The organism is Rathayibacter sp. VKM Ac-2929, assembly GCF_022815495.1.
GTDB lineage: Bacteria > Actinomycetota > Actinomycetes > Actinomycetales > Microbacteriaceae > Rathayibacter > Rathayibacter festucae.
This window is the reverse complement of record NZ_JALGRV010000004.1, coordinates 302,646-318,674: the sequence shown is the minus strand read 5'-3', so window position 1 is coordinate 318,674 and position 16,029 is coordinate 302,646. Positions and strand designations below refer to the sequence as shown.

Sequence of the window (16,029 nt, the reverse complement as noted above, 5' to 3'; positions counted from 1 at the left end):
TGTCCGCATGACGAACGACGACAGCATCCCGACCCTCCCCCGCCTCCTCCTCGCGCTCGCGCGCACCGGCCTGGAGCCGAGGCTCGCCCGCGACTTCGGCTCGCTGGCCGAGCCGCTCGCGCGGTGCCTCCCGCTGCCGCGGCTCGCGCTCGCACTGGTCCGGCTGCGCCGGCACCTGCGGTCGGGCGGGAAGGGCCCCCGAGCCGACCACCGTCCGAGTCAGAGCGCGGGCGCGAGCTCCTCGACGGCCTGCCGACGCTGAGCGCGCACCGTGAAGAGCTGCGGATTCACGTCGAGCAGGACCCGCAGCGCACCGACCCACACGAACGCGGAGCCGAGGAGGTGGACGGCGACGAGCGCCTCCGGCAGGGCGAGGAGCGACTGGGCGACGCCCACCAGCGCCTGCAGCCCCACCACGACGAGGAAGGTGATCACGCGGCGCCGTGCCAGCTCGGAGCCCGGCACGCGCGCCAGCAGCACCAGCAGCACGAGGCCGAGCACGAGCGTGCCCGTCCCGAGGACCCCGTGCACGACGGTGACGCTCTCCCAGTGGAACCGCATCCGCGGAACCTCGGCCGAGTCGCCCGCGTGCGGACCGGTGCCGGTCACCAGGGTGCCGACGGCGATCACGGCCAGCGTCACCGCGACGAGCGCGATGCTCACGCCGCGCGTCAGCGCGTCCGGCTCGAACGCGACGGACTGCGAGCGGTGCGCGCGGTGCCAGGTCAGCGCCGTGGTCGTCAGCAGGGCGATCGCGAGCATGAAGTGACCAGCGACGATGTAGGGGTTGAGGCCCGAGTGCACGGTCGCTCCGCCCGCGAGCGCGTTCGCCACCACGAGCCAGAACTGCGACCAGGCCAGGCGGGTCATCGTGCGGTCGCGCGGCTTCTGCAGCCGGGCCGCAGTGATGGCCCAGCCGACCGCGACGATCAGCACGCCGGTGAAGGCGCGGTTGGTGAACTCGATGAAGCCGTGGATCCCGAGCTCGGGCGTCGAGGTCAGCGAGCCCGCGTCGCAGGCGGGCCAGGTCGGGCAGCCGAGGCCCGAGCCGGTCAGGCGCACGACGCCGCCGAAGAAGATGATCAGGATGCTCGCGACGAGGGCGGCCGTCGTCCCCCAGCGCAGGGCGCGGGGACTCAGGGTGACCCGCTCGGCGAGGAACGAGAACGGCGTCACCATCAGAACGGCAGCAGCGGGTCGATGCCGACGGCGAGGAACAGCAGCGTGAGGTATCCGATCGAGCCGTGGAAGACGCGCATCGGCGAGACGTGCTCGTGACGGATCGCGAGGCTGTAGAGGCGGTGCGTCTCGGCGATGAACCAGACACCGCTGGCGAGGGCGACGACCGTGTAGACGACGCCCATGCCGGCGACGGGGATGAGCAGCAGGGAGCACGCGACGGTGGCCCACGCGTAGAGGATGACCTGGAGACCGACGATGCTGCGCCCGCGGACGACGGCGAGCATCGGCACGCCGGCGGCGCGGTAGTCCTCGCGGTACTTCATCGAGAGCGGCCAGTAGTGCGGCGGCGTCCAGAGGAAGATGACCGAGAACAGGATGATCGGCGCCCAGTCGAGCGAGTTCGTGACCGCGGCCCAGCCGATCAGCACGGGCATGCAGCCCGCGATGCCGCCCCAGACGATGTTCTGCGGCGTGCGGCGCTTGAGGAACAGCGTGTAGAAGAGCACGTAGATGAGGATCGCGGCGAGCGAGAGCGACGCGGCCAGCCAGTTGGCGGTCAGGCCGAGCCAGACGATCGACAGCACGCCGATCGTGGTCGCGAAGACCAGCGCCTCCCGGTCGGAGACCTCGCCGGTGACGAGCGGGCGGTTGCGGGTCCGCTTCATCACGCGGTCGATGTCGCGGTCGATGTAGCAGTTGAACGCGCCGGCCGACCCGGCGCTGAGCGCCCCGCCGATGAGGACGTTGAGGACCAGCAGCAGGTTCGGGATCCCGTTCTGCGCCAGGATCATCGTGGGCGCGGTGACCACGAGCAGCAGCTCGATCACCCGCGGCTTCGTCAGCGCGACGTACGCCCTCACCTTGCGCGACAGGGGCGACCGGACGGGCCCTCCCCGCTCGATCGCGGTGGTCTCTGCGACTACGTCCATTGCTCCTCTAACGATCGATGATCCCGAACGAGTGTAATGCGCGCCGGACGGGGTCGGGCCCGGAGTGCACGCTTGTCCAATCGGACGCCGACATATGCGAGGCGCAACCCCCGATCCCCGGCGCACCCCCCTCCGTATACTCGGAACTGCTCGCCAGAGCGCCCGGCCCGCACCCGAGTTCCGCCCGACTGATCAGTCGCGCGAGGCCGAACGGGGCGTCGTCGGAAGCATCGTGTCGAAGTCGTCATGCGCGCTCCACCATGCGAGAGGGCGGACGGTCCCCGTCTGCCCCACGTCTCGAGAAGGGTCAGTACCTAGTGTCAGAACTGCAATGGGATTCCATTGACGAGAAGGCAGTCGACACGGCGAGGGTTCTCGCCGCGGACGCGGTCGAGAAGGTCGGCAACGGCCACCCCGGCACCGCCATGAGCCTCGCGCCGGCCGCGTACCTCCTGTTCCAGAAGGTCATGCGCCGCGATCCGTCCGACGCCACCTGGATCGGCCGCGACCGCTTCATCCTGTCGGTCGGCCACTCCTCGCTGACGCAGTACGTCCAGTTCTACCTGGGCGGCTACGGCCTCGAGCTCGACGACCTCAAGGCGCTGCGCACCTGGGGCTCGAAGACCCCGGGCCACCCCGAGTACGGCCACACCGACGGCGTCGAGATCACCACCGGCCCGCTCGGCCAGGGTCTCGCCTCGGCCGTCGGCTTCGCCTACGCGGCGCGCTTCGAGCGCGACCTGTTCGACCCCGAGGCCGCCGCGGGCACCTCGCCGTTCGACCACTTCGTCTACGTCATCGCCGGCGACGGCGACCTGCAGGAGGGCATCACCAGCGAGGCCTCCTCGCTCGCCGGCCACCAGCAGCTCGGCAACCTCGTCGTCATCTACGACTCCAACCAGATCTCGATCGAGGACGACACCAACATCGCCTTCACCGAGGACGTCAAGGCGCGCTACGAGGCCTACGACTGGCAGGTCCAGGTCGTCGACTGGAAGAAGACCGGCGAGTACCACGAGGACGTCGCCGAGCTGCACGCCGCGATCGAGGCCGCCAAGGGCCAGACCGACAAGCCGTCGCTCATCATCCTGCGCACGATCATCGGCTGGCCCTCGCCGAAGAAGCAGAACACCGGCAAGATCCACGGCTCCGCCCTCGGCGCCGACGAGCTCCGCGGCCTCAAGGAGGTGCTCGGCTTCGACCCCGAGAAGACCTTCGACGTCGCCGACGAGGTCATCGAGCACACCCGCAAGGCCGTCGAGCGCGGCCAGGCGCAGCACGCCGAGTGGAACGAGCAGCTCGAGGCGTGGGCGACCGCGAACCCCGAGAAGAAGGTCCTGCTCGACCGCGTCCTGAGCGGCGACCTCCCCGAGGGCGTCCAGGAGGCCCTCCCGGTCTTCGAGCCCGGCAAGGAGGTGTCGACCCGCGCCGCGTCCGGCAAGGTCATCAACGCCCTCGCCGGCGTCGTGCCCGAGCTCTGGGGCGGCTCCGCCGACCTCGCCGAGTCGAACAACACGACCATCGAGGGCGCCGGCTCCTTCGTGCCGAGCGAGTTCTCGACCCACGAGTGGACCGGCAAGAAGGGCGGCCGCGTGCTGCACTTCGGCATCCGCGAGCACGCCATGGGCGCGATCCTCAACGGCATCGTCCTGCACGGCAACACCCGCCCCTTCGGCGGCACCTTCCTGATCTTCTCCGACTACATGCGCCCGGCGGTCCGTCTCGCCGCGCTCATGAAGGCGCCGGCCATCTATGTCTGGACCCACGACTCCGTGGCGCTCGGCGAGGACGGCCCGACGCACCAGCCGGTCGAGCAGCTGGCGGCCCTCCGCGCGATCCCGGGACTGGACATCGTCCGCCCCGGCGACGCCAACGAGGTCGCCTACGCCTGGAAGACGATCCTGGAGCGCCGCGAGGGCCCGGCCGGCCTCGCGCTGACCCGCCAGAACATCCCCGTCTTCGAGCGCGGAGAGGGCGACGCCACCGGCGAGACCTTCGCCCACGCGTCGAACGTCGCCCGCGGCGCGTACATCCTCGCCGAGGCGCCGAACGGCACCCCGGACGTGATCCTCATCGCCACCGGCTCCGAGGTGCAGATCGCCGTCGAGGCGCGCGAGCTGCTCAAGGGCGAGGGCGTCAACGCCCGCGTCGTCTCGGCCCCGTCGCTCGAGTGGTTCGAGGAGCAGGACGCCGAGTACCGCGAGAAGGTGCTGCCCTCCGCCGTGAAGGCGCGCGTCTCGATCGAGGCCGGCCTCAGCCTCGGCTGGCAGAAGTACGTCGGCGACGCCGGCCGCTCGGTCTCCATCGAGCACTTCGGCGCCTCCGCCGACTACAAGACCCTGTTCCGCGAGTTCGGGATCACCACCGAGGCGGCCATCACCGCCGCCAAGGAGTCGCTCGCGGCGTCCTGACCACGAAGGCCGCGTCCACCCGGGCGCGGCCTTCGCCGTCGGCCCCACGACTCCCCACCGACCCGCACCATCTAGCGAGAAGAAGAGACATGACCGAGAACACCCCCACCGCAGACCTCTCCGCCGCCGGCGTCAGCATCTGGCTCGACGACCTGTCGCGCTCGCGCATCTCGAGCGGCGGGCTGCAGAAGCTCATCGACGAGAAGAACGTCGTCGGAGTCACGACCAACCCCACGATCTTCGCCGCGGCCCTCGCCAAGGGCGAGTCCTACGACGAGCAGGTCGAGGAGCTCGCCGCCGCCGACACCTCGGTGACCGACGCGGTCTTCGCGATCACCACCGACGACGTCGCCGCCGCCTCCGACGTCTTCCGCCCGATCTACGACGCGACCAACGGCTACGACGGCCGCGTCTCGATCGAGGTCGAGCCGGGCCTCGCGCACGACGCGCAGGGCACCATCGAGCAGGCCAAGGCCCTCTGGGCCAAGGTCGACCGCCCGAACGCGATGATCAAGATCCCCGCGACCGTCGAGGGCCTCGAGGCCATCACCGAGGCCATCGGCTCCGGCATCTCGGTCAACGTCACGCTGATCTTCTCGCTCGCCCGCTACCGCGCCGTCATCAACGCGTACCTCGCCGGCCTCGAGAAGGCCAAGGACGCCGGCATCGACCTGTCGACGATCCACTCCGTCGCCTCGTTCTTCGTGTCGCGCGTCGACACCGAGATCGACAAGCGCCTCGAGGCCGTCGGCACCGACGAGGCCCTCGCGCTGAAGAGCAAGGCCGGCGTCGCCAACGCGCAGCTCGCCTACGAGGTCTTCGTCGAGGCGTTCGCCACCGAGCGCGCGCTGCTCCTGCAGGAGTCCGGCGCCAACCGCCAGCGGCCGCTGTGGGCCTCGACCGGCGTCAAGTCGACCGATCTGCCCGACACCCTCTACGTGACCGAGCTGGTCGCCGCGGGCGTCGTCAACACCATGCCCGAGAAGACCCTCGAGGCGACCTTCGACCACGGCGTCATCGCCGGCGACACGGTGACCGGCTCCTACGCCGACGCCAACGCCGTCCTCGACGCCGTCGCCGCGCAGGGCGTCTCCTACGCCGAGGTCACCGAGCTGCTCGAGAAGGAGGGCGTCGAGAAGTTCGTCGTCTCCTGGAACGAGCTGCTCGACACCGTCACCGCCGCGCTCGAGGGCGCGAAGGCGAAGGCCTGATCATGGCGATCCAGATCCACCTCAGCGGTGACGCCGAGAAGGCCGCCGACCGCGTCGTGCCCGAGCTCGTCGCCGACGAGGTCGCCTCGGGCATCACCGCCCAGGTCCCCACCCTCTGGGGTGCGGCGGCCGAGGAGGAGTCCGCGAAGCGCCTCGGCTGGACCGAGTCGACCACGGTCTCCCGCCCGCTGATCCCCGAGATCCTGGCGCTCCGCGAGGAGTTCCAGGCCAAGGGCATCGATCACATCGTGCTCGGCGGCATGGGCGGCTCCTCGCTCGCGCCCGAGGTCATCACCCGGACCGCCGGCGTCGAGCTCACCGTGCTCGACTCCACCGCGCCCGGGCAGGTCCTCGCCGCCCTGAACGACCGCCTCGCGTCGACCGCGGTCGTCATCTCGTCCAAGTCCGGCTCGACGGTCGAGACCGCCAGCCAGAAGAAGGCCTACGAGAAGGCGTTCACCGAGGCGGGCATCGACCCGCTCGACCGCATCGTCATCGTGACCGACCCCGGCTCGCCGCTCGACTCGTCCTCGCGCGAGGCCGGCTACCGGGTCTTCAACGCTGACCCGAACATCGGCGGCCGCTTCTCGGCGCTCTCCGCGTTCGGCCTCGTGCCGTCCGGACTCGCCGGCGCCGACATCGAGGCCCTCCTCGACGAGGCGGCGGAGGCCTCCCTCGGCCTGGCCGTGGACACCCCGGAGAACCCGGGTCTGCTCCTCGGCGCCGCGATCGCCGCCACCAGCCCCCGTCGCGACAAGCTCGCGATCGTGGCCGACGGCACGCACATCGTGGGCTTCGCCGACTGGGCCGAGCAGCTCATAGCCGAGTCCACCGGCAAGGACGGCACGGGCATCCTCCCCGTCGTCCTCGGCACCCTCGCCCCCGAGCTGTCGGAGGACCTCGCCGACGTGCAGGTCGTCCGCCTGGTCGAGGACGCGAGCGCGCTGCACCTGTTCCCGCGCGACCGGCACGAGGGCGAGATCCTCCTGTCCGGCTCGCTCGGCGCGCAGATGCTGACCTGGGAGTACGCGGTCGCGGTCGCCGGGCGCCTGCTCGGGATCAACCCGTTCGACCAGCCCGATGTCGAGTCGGCGAAGGTCGCGACCCGGGCCCTGCTCGAGAAGCGTCCCGAGCCCGCCGCACCGGCGTTCACCGACGCGGGCATCGAGGTCACCGGCACGTCGGAGGTGACCGAGGGCGTCTCGACCGTCGCGGCCGCCGTCGACCGCCTCCTCGCCCAGCTGGGCGAGGGCGGCTACGTGTCGATCCAGGCCTACGTCGACCGCCTCGCGCTGCCGCAGCTGGAGGGCGTCCGCGACCTCCTCGCCGCGCAGTCGAAGCGTCCGGTGACCTTCGGCTGGGGCCCGCGCTTCCTGCACTCGACCGGTCAGTACCACAAGGGCGGAGCGCCGACCGGCGTCTTCCTCCAGATCGCCGAGCGCGCGAGCACGGATCTCGAGATCCCCGAGAGCCCGTTCACCTTCGGCCAGCTGATCCAGGCCCAGGCCGCGGGCGACGCGAGCGTGCTCGCCGAGCACGGCCGCCCGGTCCTGACGCTGACGCTGACGGACCCCGAGGCCGACCTCGAGGCCCTCTTCGAGGCGCTCAACACCTGATCCGCCGGGCGCGGCGTCCCGTCCTCCTCGCGGAGGCGGGGCGCCGCGCCCGCGGTCGTCCGCGCGGTCCGCCCCGGCCGCGCTCGCAAGCCCTCAGCGGAGCGGGCAGGCGTCACCACTCCCCCTCCGTCACCGATAGCAGTGCGCCGAGGCGCCGGCTCCGCCGGCCCGCGGCACACAGAAGGACACTGCACATGTCTGTGGACATCACTCCCGAGTTCAATCCGCTGCGGTTGAGCTTCGACCGCCGGCTGAACCGGATCGCGGGGCCGAGCGGCCTCGTCATCTTCGGCGTCACCGGCGATCTCTCCCGCAAGAAGCTCATGCCGGCGGTCTACGACCTCGCCAACCGCGGCCTGCTTCCTCCCGGCTTCGCGCTCGTCGGCTTCGCCCGCCGCGACTGGGACGACCAGGACTTCGAGAAGGTCGTGCACGACTCGGTCAAGAAGCACGCCCGCACCGAGTTCCACGAGGAGGTCTGGACGCAGCTCGCGCAGGGCATCCGCTTCGTGCAGGGCGAGTTCGACGACCCCGAGGCCTTCAGCCGCCTGAAGACGACCGTCGACGAGCTCGACCGCGAGCGCGGCACGAACGGCAACTTCGCCTTCTACCTCTCGATCCCGCCGAAGTCCTTCCCCCAGGTCACCGAGCAGCTCCGCAACTCGGGCCTCGCGGAGCAGAAGGACGGCCAGTGGCGCCGCGTCGTCATCGAGAAGCCCTTCGGCAGCGACCTGAAGACCGCCCGCGAGCTCAACGCCGTCGTCGAGTCGGTCTTCCCGCCGGACTCCGTCTTCCGCATCGACCACTACCTCGGCAAGGAGACGGTCCAGAACATCCTGGCGCTGCGCTTCGCCAACATGATGTACGAGCCCCTCTGGAACTCGAACTACGTCGACCACGTGCAGATCACCATGGCCGAGGACATCGGAGTGGGCGGCCGGGCCGGCTACTACGACGGCATCGGCGCCGCGCGCGACGTCATCCAGAACCACCTGCTCCAGCTGCTCGCCCTCACGGCGATGGAGGAGCCGATCTCGTTCGACGCCGCGGACCTCCGCGCCGAGAAGGAGAAGGTCCTCGCGGCCGTCCGCCTGCCGAAGGACCTGTCGACCGTCACCGCCCGCGGGCAGTACTCCGGCGGCTGGCAGGGCGGCGAGAAGGTGCTCGGCTTCCTCGAGGAGGACGGCATGAGCCCCACCTCGACGACCGAGACCTTCGCCGCGATGCGCCTGGACATCGGCACCCGCCGCTGGGCCGGAGTGCCGTTCTACCTGCGCGCGGGCAAGCGCCTGGGCCGCCGCGTCACCGAGATCGCCGTGGTCTTCAAGCGCGCGCCGCAGCAGCTCTTCGCCGAGAGCCAGACCACCTCGCTCGGCCAGAACGCCCTGGTCATCCGCGTCCAGCCCGACGAGGGCGTCACCATGCGCTTCGGCTCGAAGGTCCCCGGCGCGGGGATGCAGGTCCGCGACGTCACGATGGACTTCGGCTACGGCCACGCCTTCACCGAGGCGAGCCCCGAGGCCTACGAGCGCCTCATCCTCGACGTCCTCCTCGGCGAGCCGCCGCTCTTCCCGCGGCACGAGGAGGTCGAGCTGTCCTGGAAGATCCTCGACCCGATCGAGGAGTACTGGGCCACGCAGGGCCAGCCCGAGCAGTACCGCCCCGGAACCTGGGGCCCCGATTCCGCCGACGAGCTCCTCGCTCGCGACGGCCGCACCTGGAGGCGCCCGTGATCGTCGATCTGCCCGACACCACGACGAGCGAGGTCTCGAAGACCCTCGTCAAGATCCGCGAGGAGGGCGGCGCCGTCGCCCTCGGCCGCGTGCTCACCCTCATCATCGCGACCTCGCGAGGCCAGGAGGAGGAGGCGATCGACGCTGCCAACGACGCCTCCCGCGAGCACCCGATGCGCGTCATCGTCGTCTCGAAGGACGACGGGCTGACCACGGTCCCCGTCGACGCCACCCCGCGCGTCGACGCGCAGATCCGCGTGGGCGGCGACGCCGGCGCGAGCGAGGTCGTCGTGCTGCGCCCGTTCGGCGACGCGGCGACCGACGAGGAGAGCCTGGTCACCGGGCTCCTGCTCCCGGATGCCCCCGTGGTCGCCTGGTGGCCGAACAGCGCGCCAGACAGCGCCTCGAAGTCGCCGATCGGCCGCATCGCCACGCGCCGGATCACCGACGCCTCCGCGCAGTCCAACCCGGCCGAGGCTCTGCACCATCTCGCCTCGACCTACGCCCCCGGCGACACCGACTTCGCCTGGACCCGCCTCACTCTCTGGCGCGCCCAGCTCGCCGCGGTGCTCGACCAGCCGCCGTACGAGCCGATCACGGCCGTCGAGGTCTCCGGCGCGCCGGACTCCCCCTCGACGATCCTGCTCGCGGCCTGGCTGCAGCTCGAGCTCGACATCCCCGTCGACCACGAGCTCACCATCAGCGCGACCGGGTCCAGCGGGATCCACGGGGTGCGCCTCTTCCGCGAGTCCGGCGTGATCGAGCTCGAGCGCTCGATCCCGAACGTCGCGACGCTGACGCAGCCGGACCAGCCCGTCCACGACATCTCCCTGCCGCGCCGGAGCCTCCGCGACTGCCTGGCGGAGGAGCTGCGCAGGCTCGACCCGGATGACCTGTACGGTGAAGTCATCTCGCGCGGTGTGGACATGCTCACCGAGAAGAACGACGCTCGCAGCGCGTCCTGACACCGCCGCACTCCCCGGCCGCCGCACCCTGCACGTCAGGCGCGGCGGCCGGGGAGACGGCCATCCGCCGATGGCGACCGACCCGAAGGAGACCCCGATGACCACTGACCGCCGTGTGCTCGTCCACCGAGACAAGCAGACCCTCGCAGGCTCGGTCGCCGCGCGCTTCCTGACGAAGACGATCGACATCCTCGACGACCTGGGCACGGCGAACGTGGTCCTCACCGGCGGGACGATGGGGGCGGCGACTCTCAAGGAGATCGGCGGCTCCTCCGCCGCGGGCAACGTCGACTGGACGCGCGTGCACTTCTGGTGGGGCGACGAGCGCTGGGTGCCCCGCGGCCACGAGGACCGCAACGACGTCCAGGCGGGCGACCTCTTCGAGCGCCTCGAGGTGCCGGCCGAGAACGTGCACTCCTACCCTGCGTCCGACGAGGGCCTCGACCTCGACGGCGCGGCCGCGGCCTACGACGCCGAGCTCCGCGCGCACGCGACCGAGGGCCGCGACTATCCGCGCTTCGACATCACCTTCCTCGGGGTCGGCCCCGACGGCCACATCGCCTCGCTCTTCCCGGAGCGCTCGGCCATCCGCCACCCGCAGCCGGGAGTGCTGGCGGTCCGCAACTCCCCCAAGCCGCCGCCCGAGCGCCTCACGCTCACCCTGCCGCTGATCAACCAGTCCGACCGGATCTGGATGGTCCTCGCCGGCGCCGACAAGGCGTCCGCCCTCGGGCTGGCCCTCGCGGGCGCGAGCACGAACGAGGTGCCGGCAGCCGGCGCGTTCGGCCGCAAGCGCACGGTGTTCTTCGTCGACCAGGAGGCCGCGGCCGAGGTGCCCGAGTCGCTGATCGCGCCGAGCTACTGAGCTCTCCCCCGGCTCGTCCGGGAACGACGAAGGGCCCGCCTCCTCTGGAGGACGGGCCCTTCGTCGTTGCACCGGCCCTGCGGCCGGCGGTGCTCAGGAGGGGGTCGCGGTGCCCCGGCGGGCGCGCAGCTGCTGCAGCGCCTCTTCGAGGAGCTGAGCGGCCTCGGCCTCGGTGCGGCGCTCCTTCACGTACGCGAGGTGCGTCTTGTAGGGCTCCGACTTCGCGACCTGGGGCGGGTTCGCCCGGTCGCGCCCGGCGGGGAGACCGGACTGCGGGGAGTCGATCACCTCGGGGATCTCGTCCTCGGGGAGGGCCGCCGAGAAGTGGCGCACCGTCTCGTTGCCGAGGGCGTCCCAGTAGGAGACCGCGACGCGCTCCGCGTGGTAGCCCCGGTCCTGCTCGCCCATGGGTCCCGCGCCGACGCGCGAACCGCGGATTGCACTGCCGCCTGATGCCATTCCGTTTACCCCTATGCTCCGGTGTCGAACTTGGTGATGAGACCGAGCACCACGATGCAGGCCAGCCAGACGAGGCCGAGGATCACGGTGATGCGGTTCAGGTTGCGCTCTGCGACGCCCGAGGCACCGAGGTTCGAGGTGACTCCACCGCCGAACATGTCGGACAGTCCGCCGCCGCGCCCCTTGTGGAGCAGGATCAGCATGGTGAGCAGGAGGCTCGTGATGCCCAGGACGACCTGGAGCACGACCTGGAGGATGTCCACGCGGTACCTTTCGAAGTTCTGGCGCGTTGCACGCCTCGACGAGTATAACGGCGCCTGCGAACCCCCGGGGAATCGCGACGCCCTGTGTTCCGTCCGCTGTATACGCGAGGGCTTCTGGTGAGGGGCGGAGGGGATGGCCTCGTCGCGGCGCCTTCCCGCGCTCCTGCGGAGCGCCCGCCAGACCCGCGCCTGTCGCCGCGACGAGGCCATCCCCTCCGCCCGCGACAGCGCGAGGCCCCCCACCAGCCCTTGGGTGAGAAGTACCGCCGGGTCGGAAGTCCAGTAGACGACCAGCCGTGCGGCGACGAGGGCAACCGGCGATTCGCGTACCAGCGAATCGTCGTGGCTGGACGCAGGACGCTCTACGGGACGCGACCACTTCGAAGAGCCGACTGCGCCACGCCGCGCAGGGAGCGGCGTGGACGATCACGTGCTGTCGGAACCGCTCCCGGACGTCTGCCGCCGGAACGACTGAAGGGGTGGGCCCTTGGGCCCACCCCTTCAGATGCAGAGCGTCAGACGCCTACGTGGTTCCGATAGCGCGCGATCGCAGCGAATTCCTCGACCTGGAGGCTGGCGCCTCCGACGAGGGCGCCGTCGACGTCGGGCTCGCGCATGAAGCCGGCGATGTTGCCGGACTTGACGGAGCCGCCGTAGAGGATGCGCGTCTTCGCCGCGGTGTCGGCGCCGAGGATGTCGGCGACGACGTCGCGGAGGGCCTTGCAGACCTGCTGGGCCTGCTCGGGCGTGGCGGCCTGGCCGGAGCCGATGGCCCAGACCGGCTCGTACGCGACGACGAGGTCGGCGTCCGCGGGGAGGCCGGTGAGGGCCTCCTTCAGCTGCGCGACCGGCACCGCGGACGGGCCGTGCTTCTCGAGGTCCTCGGCGGTCTCGCCGACGCAGACGATCGGCGGGACACCGTGCTTGACGGCCGCGGCCGTCTTCGCAGCGATGTCCGCGTCGGTCTCGCCGTGGAGCGTGCGACGCTCCGAGTGGCCGACGATGACGTAGTCGCAGTCGAGCTGCTTGAGGAACTGGCCGGAGATCTCACCGGTGTAGGCCCCGCTGTCGAACTTCGACAGATCCTGCGCGCCGTACTTGAGCGGCAGCTTGTCGGAGTCGACGAGGATCTGCACGGGACGCAGATCGGTGAACGGCGGGAACACCGCGACCTCGACGCCGTCGAAGTCGTGGTCGGCGTCCTTGAGGCTCCACGCGAGCTTCTGCACGAAGGCGATGGCCTGGAGGTGGTCCAGGTTCATCTTCCAGTTGCCGGCGATGAGCGGGATGCGGGATGTCACTGCCATCCGAGGACCTCCAGTCCGGGGAGGCGCTTCCCCTCGAGGAATTCGAGGCTGGCTCCGCCTCCCGTCGAGATGTGGCCGAACTGCCCGTCCTCGAAGCCGAGGGCGCGCACCGCGGCGGCCGAGTCTCCACCGCCGACGACGCTGAGTCCGTCGACCTCGGTGAGGGCCTGGGCGACGGCCTTCGTGCCGGCCGCGAACGGCTCGAGCTCGAAGACGCCCATCGGGCCGTTCCAGAACACGGTCTTCGAGGCCGCGACGACCTCGGCGAACCGCTTCGCGGTGTCGGGCCCGATGTCGAGACCGAGGCCGTCCGCGCCGAAGGCGGTGTCCTCGATCGCGTCGGCGGGGGCCGTCACGTACTCGGCGTCGGCTCCGAACTTCGAGGCGACGACGACGTCCGTGGGGACGACGATCTCCACCCCGAGCTCCTTCGCCTTCGCGAGGTAGCCGAGGACGGTGTCGATCTGGTCGGCCTCGAGCAGGCTCTTGCCGACCTCGTGGCCCTGGGCCTTGAGGAAGGTGAAGAGCATGCCGCCGCCGATGAGGATCGAGTCGACCCGCGGGAGCAGGTGGTCGATGACGCCGAGCTTGTCCGAGACCTTCGAGCCGCCGAGGACGACCGTGTAGGGGCGCTCCGGCTTCTCGGTCAGGCGGTCCAGGACCTCGAGCTCGGCCGCGATCAGGGTTCCGGCGGCGCTGGGCAGCAGCTGGGCGAGCTCGTAGACGCTCGCCTGCTTGCGGTGCACGACGCCGAAGCCGTCCGAGACGAACGCGTCGCCGAAGGCGGCGAGCTTCTCGGCGAAGGCGCGGCGCTCGTCCGCGTCCTTGCTGGTCTCCCCCGGGTTGAAGCGGAGGTTCTCGAGCACGACGACCTGGCCGTCCTCGAGGGCGTCGACCGCGGCGGAGGCCGCCTCGCCGACGGTGTCCTCGGCGAACGAGACGGGGGCGTCGAGCAGCTCGCCGAGGCGCTCCGCCACCGGCGCGAGGCTGTACTTCGAGTCGGGGGCGCCGTCGGGGCGGCCGAGGTGGCTCACGACCACGACTCGGGCGCCCTCGGCGACGAGCCGCTGGAGCGTGGGCACCGACGCGCGCACGCGGCCGTCGTCCGTGATCGTTCCGTCCTTCAGGGGGACGTTCAGATCGCAGCGGACGACGACGCGCGTGCCGGCGAGGGAGCCCAGTGAGTCCAGAGTGCGGAGCGTCACGGTGTCACTCGTCACGGAGTCGTGACTCAGAGCTTGCCGGCGACGAGCTCGGCGACGTCGACGAGGCGGTTGGAGTAGCCCCACTCGTTGTCGTACCAGGAGGCGACCTTGACCTGGTTGCCGATGACCTTGGTCAGGCCGGCGTCGAAGATCGAGGAGTGCGGGTCGGTGACGATGTCGCTCGAGACGATCGGGTCCTCGGTGTACTTGAGGATGCCCTTGAGGTCGCCCTCGGCGGCGGCCTTGTAGGCCGCGTTGATCTCCTCGACCGTGGCCGACTTCGACAGCTCGACCGTGAGGTCGGTGATCGAGCCGGTCGGGACCGGGACGCGCAGCGCGTAGCCGTCGAGCTTGCCGACGAGCTCGGGGATGACGAGGCCGAGGGCCTTGGCGGCACCGGTCGACGTCGGGATGATGTTGACCGCGGCGGCGCGCGCGCGACGCAGGTCGCTGTGCGGGCCGTCCTGCAGGTTCTGGTCGGCGGTGTAGGCGTGGACCGTGGTCATCAGACCGCGCTCGATGCCGAAGTTGTCGAGCAGGACCTTGGCGAGCGGCGCGAGGCAGTTCGTGGTGCACGACGCGTTCGAGACGATGTCGTGGACCTGGGGGTCGTAGGTGCCCTCGTTGACGCCGAGGACGATGGTCGCGACGTCGTCGCCGGTGGCGGGAGCCGAGACGATGACCTTCTTGGCGCCGGCGGTGATGTGCTTGCGCGCATCCTCCGACTTGGTGAAGCGACCGGTCGACTCGATGACGACGTCGACGCCCAGCTCGCCCCAGGGGAGGTTCGCGGGGTCGCGCTCCTCGAGCACGATGATCGGCTTGCCGTTGACGACGATCTTGTCGCCGTCCAGCTCCACGGTCGCGTCGAGGCGGCCGGTGATGGAGTCGTACTTCAGGAGGTGCGCGAGCGCCTTGTTGTCGGTGAGGTCGTTGACCGCGACGATCTCGAGGTCGCTGCCCTTGGCGAGGGCCGCACGGAGGAAGTTACGGCCGATACGGCCGAAGCCGTTGATGCCGATCTTGACGGACACAGATATCTCCTGGAGAGGAAGGGCACCTCGACGGTGCAGTGGAGGGTGTGGATCGCTGCGAGAGCGGCGTCCCGGATCGGGACCCGGGACGCCGGAATCGCTACGACAGTAGCAGGAGGCCGGAAGTGTTCTGGCGGGCCTTCTCGAAGCGCGCGGAGACGTCCGCCCAGTTCACGATGTTCCAGAACGCCTTGACGTAGTCGGCCTTCACGTTGACGTAGTCGAGGTAGAAGGCGTGCTCCCACATGTCCAGCAGCAGGACCGGCACGGTCGCGGCGGCGTGGTTGCTCTGGTGGTCGTAGAGCTGCTCGATGAGCAGCTTCTGGCCGAGGGAGTCCCAGGCCAGGATCGACCAGCCGGAGCCCTGGATGCCGAGGGCCGAGGCGGTGAAGTGCGCCTTGAACTTGTCGAAGGAGCCGAAGTTCTCGTCGATCGCCGCGGCGAGCTCGCCGGTCGGCTTGTCGCCGCCGTCGGGCGAGAGGTTGTTCCAGAACACGGTGTGGTTCACGTGACCGGCGAGGTTGAACGCCAGGTCCTTCTGGAGCTTGTTGACGTTCGCGAGGTTCTCGCTGTCGCGAGCCTCCTGCAGCGCGGCGAGGGCGGTGTTCGCCCCGGTCACGTACGTCGCGTGGTGCTTGTCGTGGTGGAGCTCCATGATCCGTCCACTGATGTGCGGCTCGAGAGCCGAGTAGTCGTAGGGCAGTTCGGCGAGCGTGTAGTCAGCCATGTGCGATCTCCTGTTCGTGGTCGTCGACCTCAGTGATCCGCCGGGTCTCACGGCCCCTCACCGCTGTGCGGGAGGGTGTGCCGGGGTGTCCTGAGCGACCTTTCCAGTCTAGTGAGAGCCGC

15 protein-coding genes are annotated in these 16,029 nt (G+C 70.5%); 7 read left to right on the top strand and 8 right to left on the bottom strand.

The window, feature by feature from the left end; all coding sequences use genetic code 11:
• Positions 1-7 precede the first annotated feature (7 nt).
• Positions 8-262, top strand: coding sequence for a hypothetical protein (locus tag MT355_RS14030; RefSeq protein WP_243599978.1), 255 nt, complete (start codon positions 8-10; stop codon positions 260-262).
• Here MT355_RS14030 and MT355_RS14025 read toward each other — a convergent pair.
• A complete protein-coding gene (locus tag MT355_RS14025) occupies positions 220-1,179 on the bottom strand; it encodes a heme A synthase (protein ID WP_243599977.1) in 960 nt (319 codons plus the stop codon). The two genes, MT355_RS14030 and MT355_RS14025, sit on opposite strands and share 43 nt — an antisense overlap.
• A complete protein-coding gene (locus MT355_RS14020) occupies positions 1,179-2,111 on the bottom strand; it encodes a heme o synthase (protein ID WP_123735788.1) in 933 nt (310 codons plus the stop codon). Before MT355_RS14020 ends, MT355_RS14025 begins: the two co-directional genes overlap by 1 nt.
• Before the next feature lie 317 nt (positions 2,112-2,428).
• Between MT355_RS14020 and tkt the strand changes: the two genes are divergently transcribed.
• The 6 genes from tkt to pgl all read left to right on the top strand — a co-directional run bounded on the left by tkt (position 2,429) and on the right by pgl (position 10,912).
• On the top strand, positions 2,429-4,522 hold the full coding sequence (tkt, locus tag MT355_RS14015) for a transketolase (protein WP_243599976.1): 2,094 nt from the start codon (positions 2,429-2,431) through the stop codon (positions 4,520-4,522).
• An 89-nt stretch (positions 4,523-4,611) separates the two neighbouring features.
• The gene (gene tal, locus MT355_RS14010; protein ID WP_123446275.1) at positions 4,612-5,733 is read left to right on the top strand and encodes a transaldolase; all 1,122 of its coding nucleotides are present in this window, start codon (positions 4,612-4,614) and stop codon (positions 5,731-5,733) included.
• A gap of 2 nt (positions 5,734-5,735) precedes the next feature.
• A complete protein-coding gene (locus MT355_RS14005; protein ID WP_123446274.1) occupies positions 5,736-7,349 on the top strand; it encodes a glucose-6-phosphate isomerase in 1,614 nt (537 codons plus the stop codon).
• Positions 7,350-7,543: 194 nt separating this feature from the next.
• Positions 7,544-9,082 carry a glucose-6-phosphate dehydrogenase gene (zwf, locus tag MT355_RS14000; RefSeq protein WP_123704307.1) on the top strand — a complete coding sequence of 513 codons (1,539 nt, stop codon included), beginning with the start codon at positions 7,544-7,546 and terminating at the stop codon, positions 9,080-9,082.
• Positions 9,079-10,047, top strand: coding sequence for a glucose-6-phosphate dehydrogenase assembly protein OpcA (locus tag MT355_RS13995; RefSeq protein ID WP_123735792.1), 969 nt, complete (start codon positions 9,079-9,081; stop codon positions 10,045-10,047). Before zwf ends, MT355_RS13995 begins: the two co-directional genes overlap by 4 nt.
• Positions 10,048-10,144: 97 nt before the next feature.
• A complete protein-coding gene (gene pgl / locus MT355_RS13990) occupies positions 10,145-10,912 on the top strand; it encodes a 6-phosphogluconolactonase (RefSeq protein WP_123735998.1) in 768 nt (255 codons plus the stop codon).
• A gap of 93 nt (positions 10,913-11,005) precedes the next feature.
• Here the strand turns inward: pgl and MT355_RS13985 are convergent, their stop codons facing one another.
• From MT355_RS13985 to MT355_RS13960, 6 genes are all read right to left on the bottom strand, one after another.
• Positions 11,006-11,371, bottom strand: a complete 366-nt coding sequence (locus MT355_RS13985) for an RNA polymerase-binding protein RbpA (protein WP_123446271.1) — start codon at positions 11,369-11,371, stop codon at positions 11,006-11,008.
• Between the two features lie 11 nt (positions 11,372-11,382).
• On the bottom strand, positions 11,383-11,634 hold the full coding sequence (gene secG, locus MT355_RS13980) for a preprotein translocase subunit SecG (protein WP_123733087.1): 252 nt from the start codon (positions 11,632-11,634) through the stop codon (positions 11,383-11,385).
• A gap of 515 nt (positions 11,635-12,149) precedes the next feature.
• Positions 12,150-12,941 (bottom strand): triose-phosphate isomerase, encoded by a 792-nt coding sequence (gene tpiA / locus MT355_RS13975; protein ID WP_243599975.1) that lies wholly within the window; start codon positions 12,939-12,941, stop codon positions 12,150-12,152.
• Entirely contained in the window at positions 12,932-14,146 is a 1,215-nt protein-coding gene (pgk, locus tag MT355_RS13970) for a phosphoglycerate kinase (protein WP_133962530.1), read from the bottom strand. The genes tpiA and pgk overlap by 10 nt, the downstream gene beginning before the upstream one ends.
• Before the next feature lie 26 nt (positions 14,147-14,172).
• Complete coding sequence (gene gap, locus MT355_RS13965; protein ID WP_123446267.1) at positions 14,173-15,180, bottom strand: type I glyceraldehyde-3-phosphate dehydrogenase; 1,008 nt, start codon at positions 15,178-15,180, stop codon at positions 14,173-14,175.
• Between the two features lie 100 nt (positions 15,181-15,280).
• Positions 15,281-15,907: a superoxide dismutase gene (locus MT355_RS13960; protein WP_123446266.1), complete on the bottom strand. Its 627-nt coding sequence runs from the start codon at positions 15,905-15,907 to the stop codon at positions 15,281-15,283.
• Positions 15,908-16,029 lie beyond the last annotated feature (122 nt).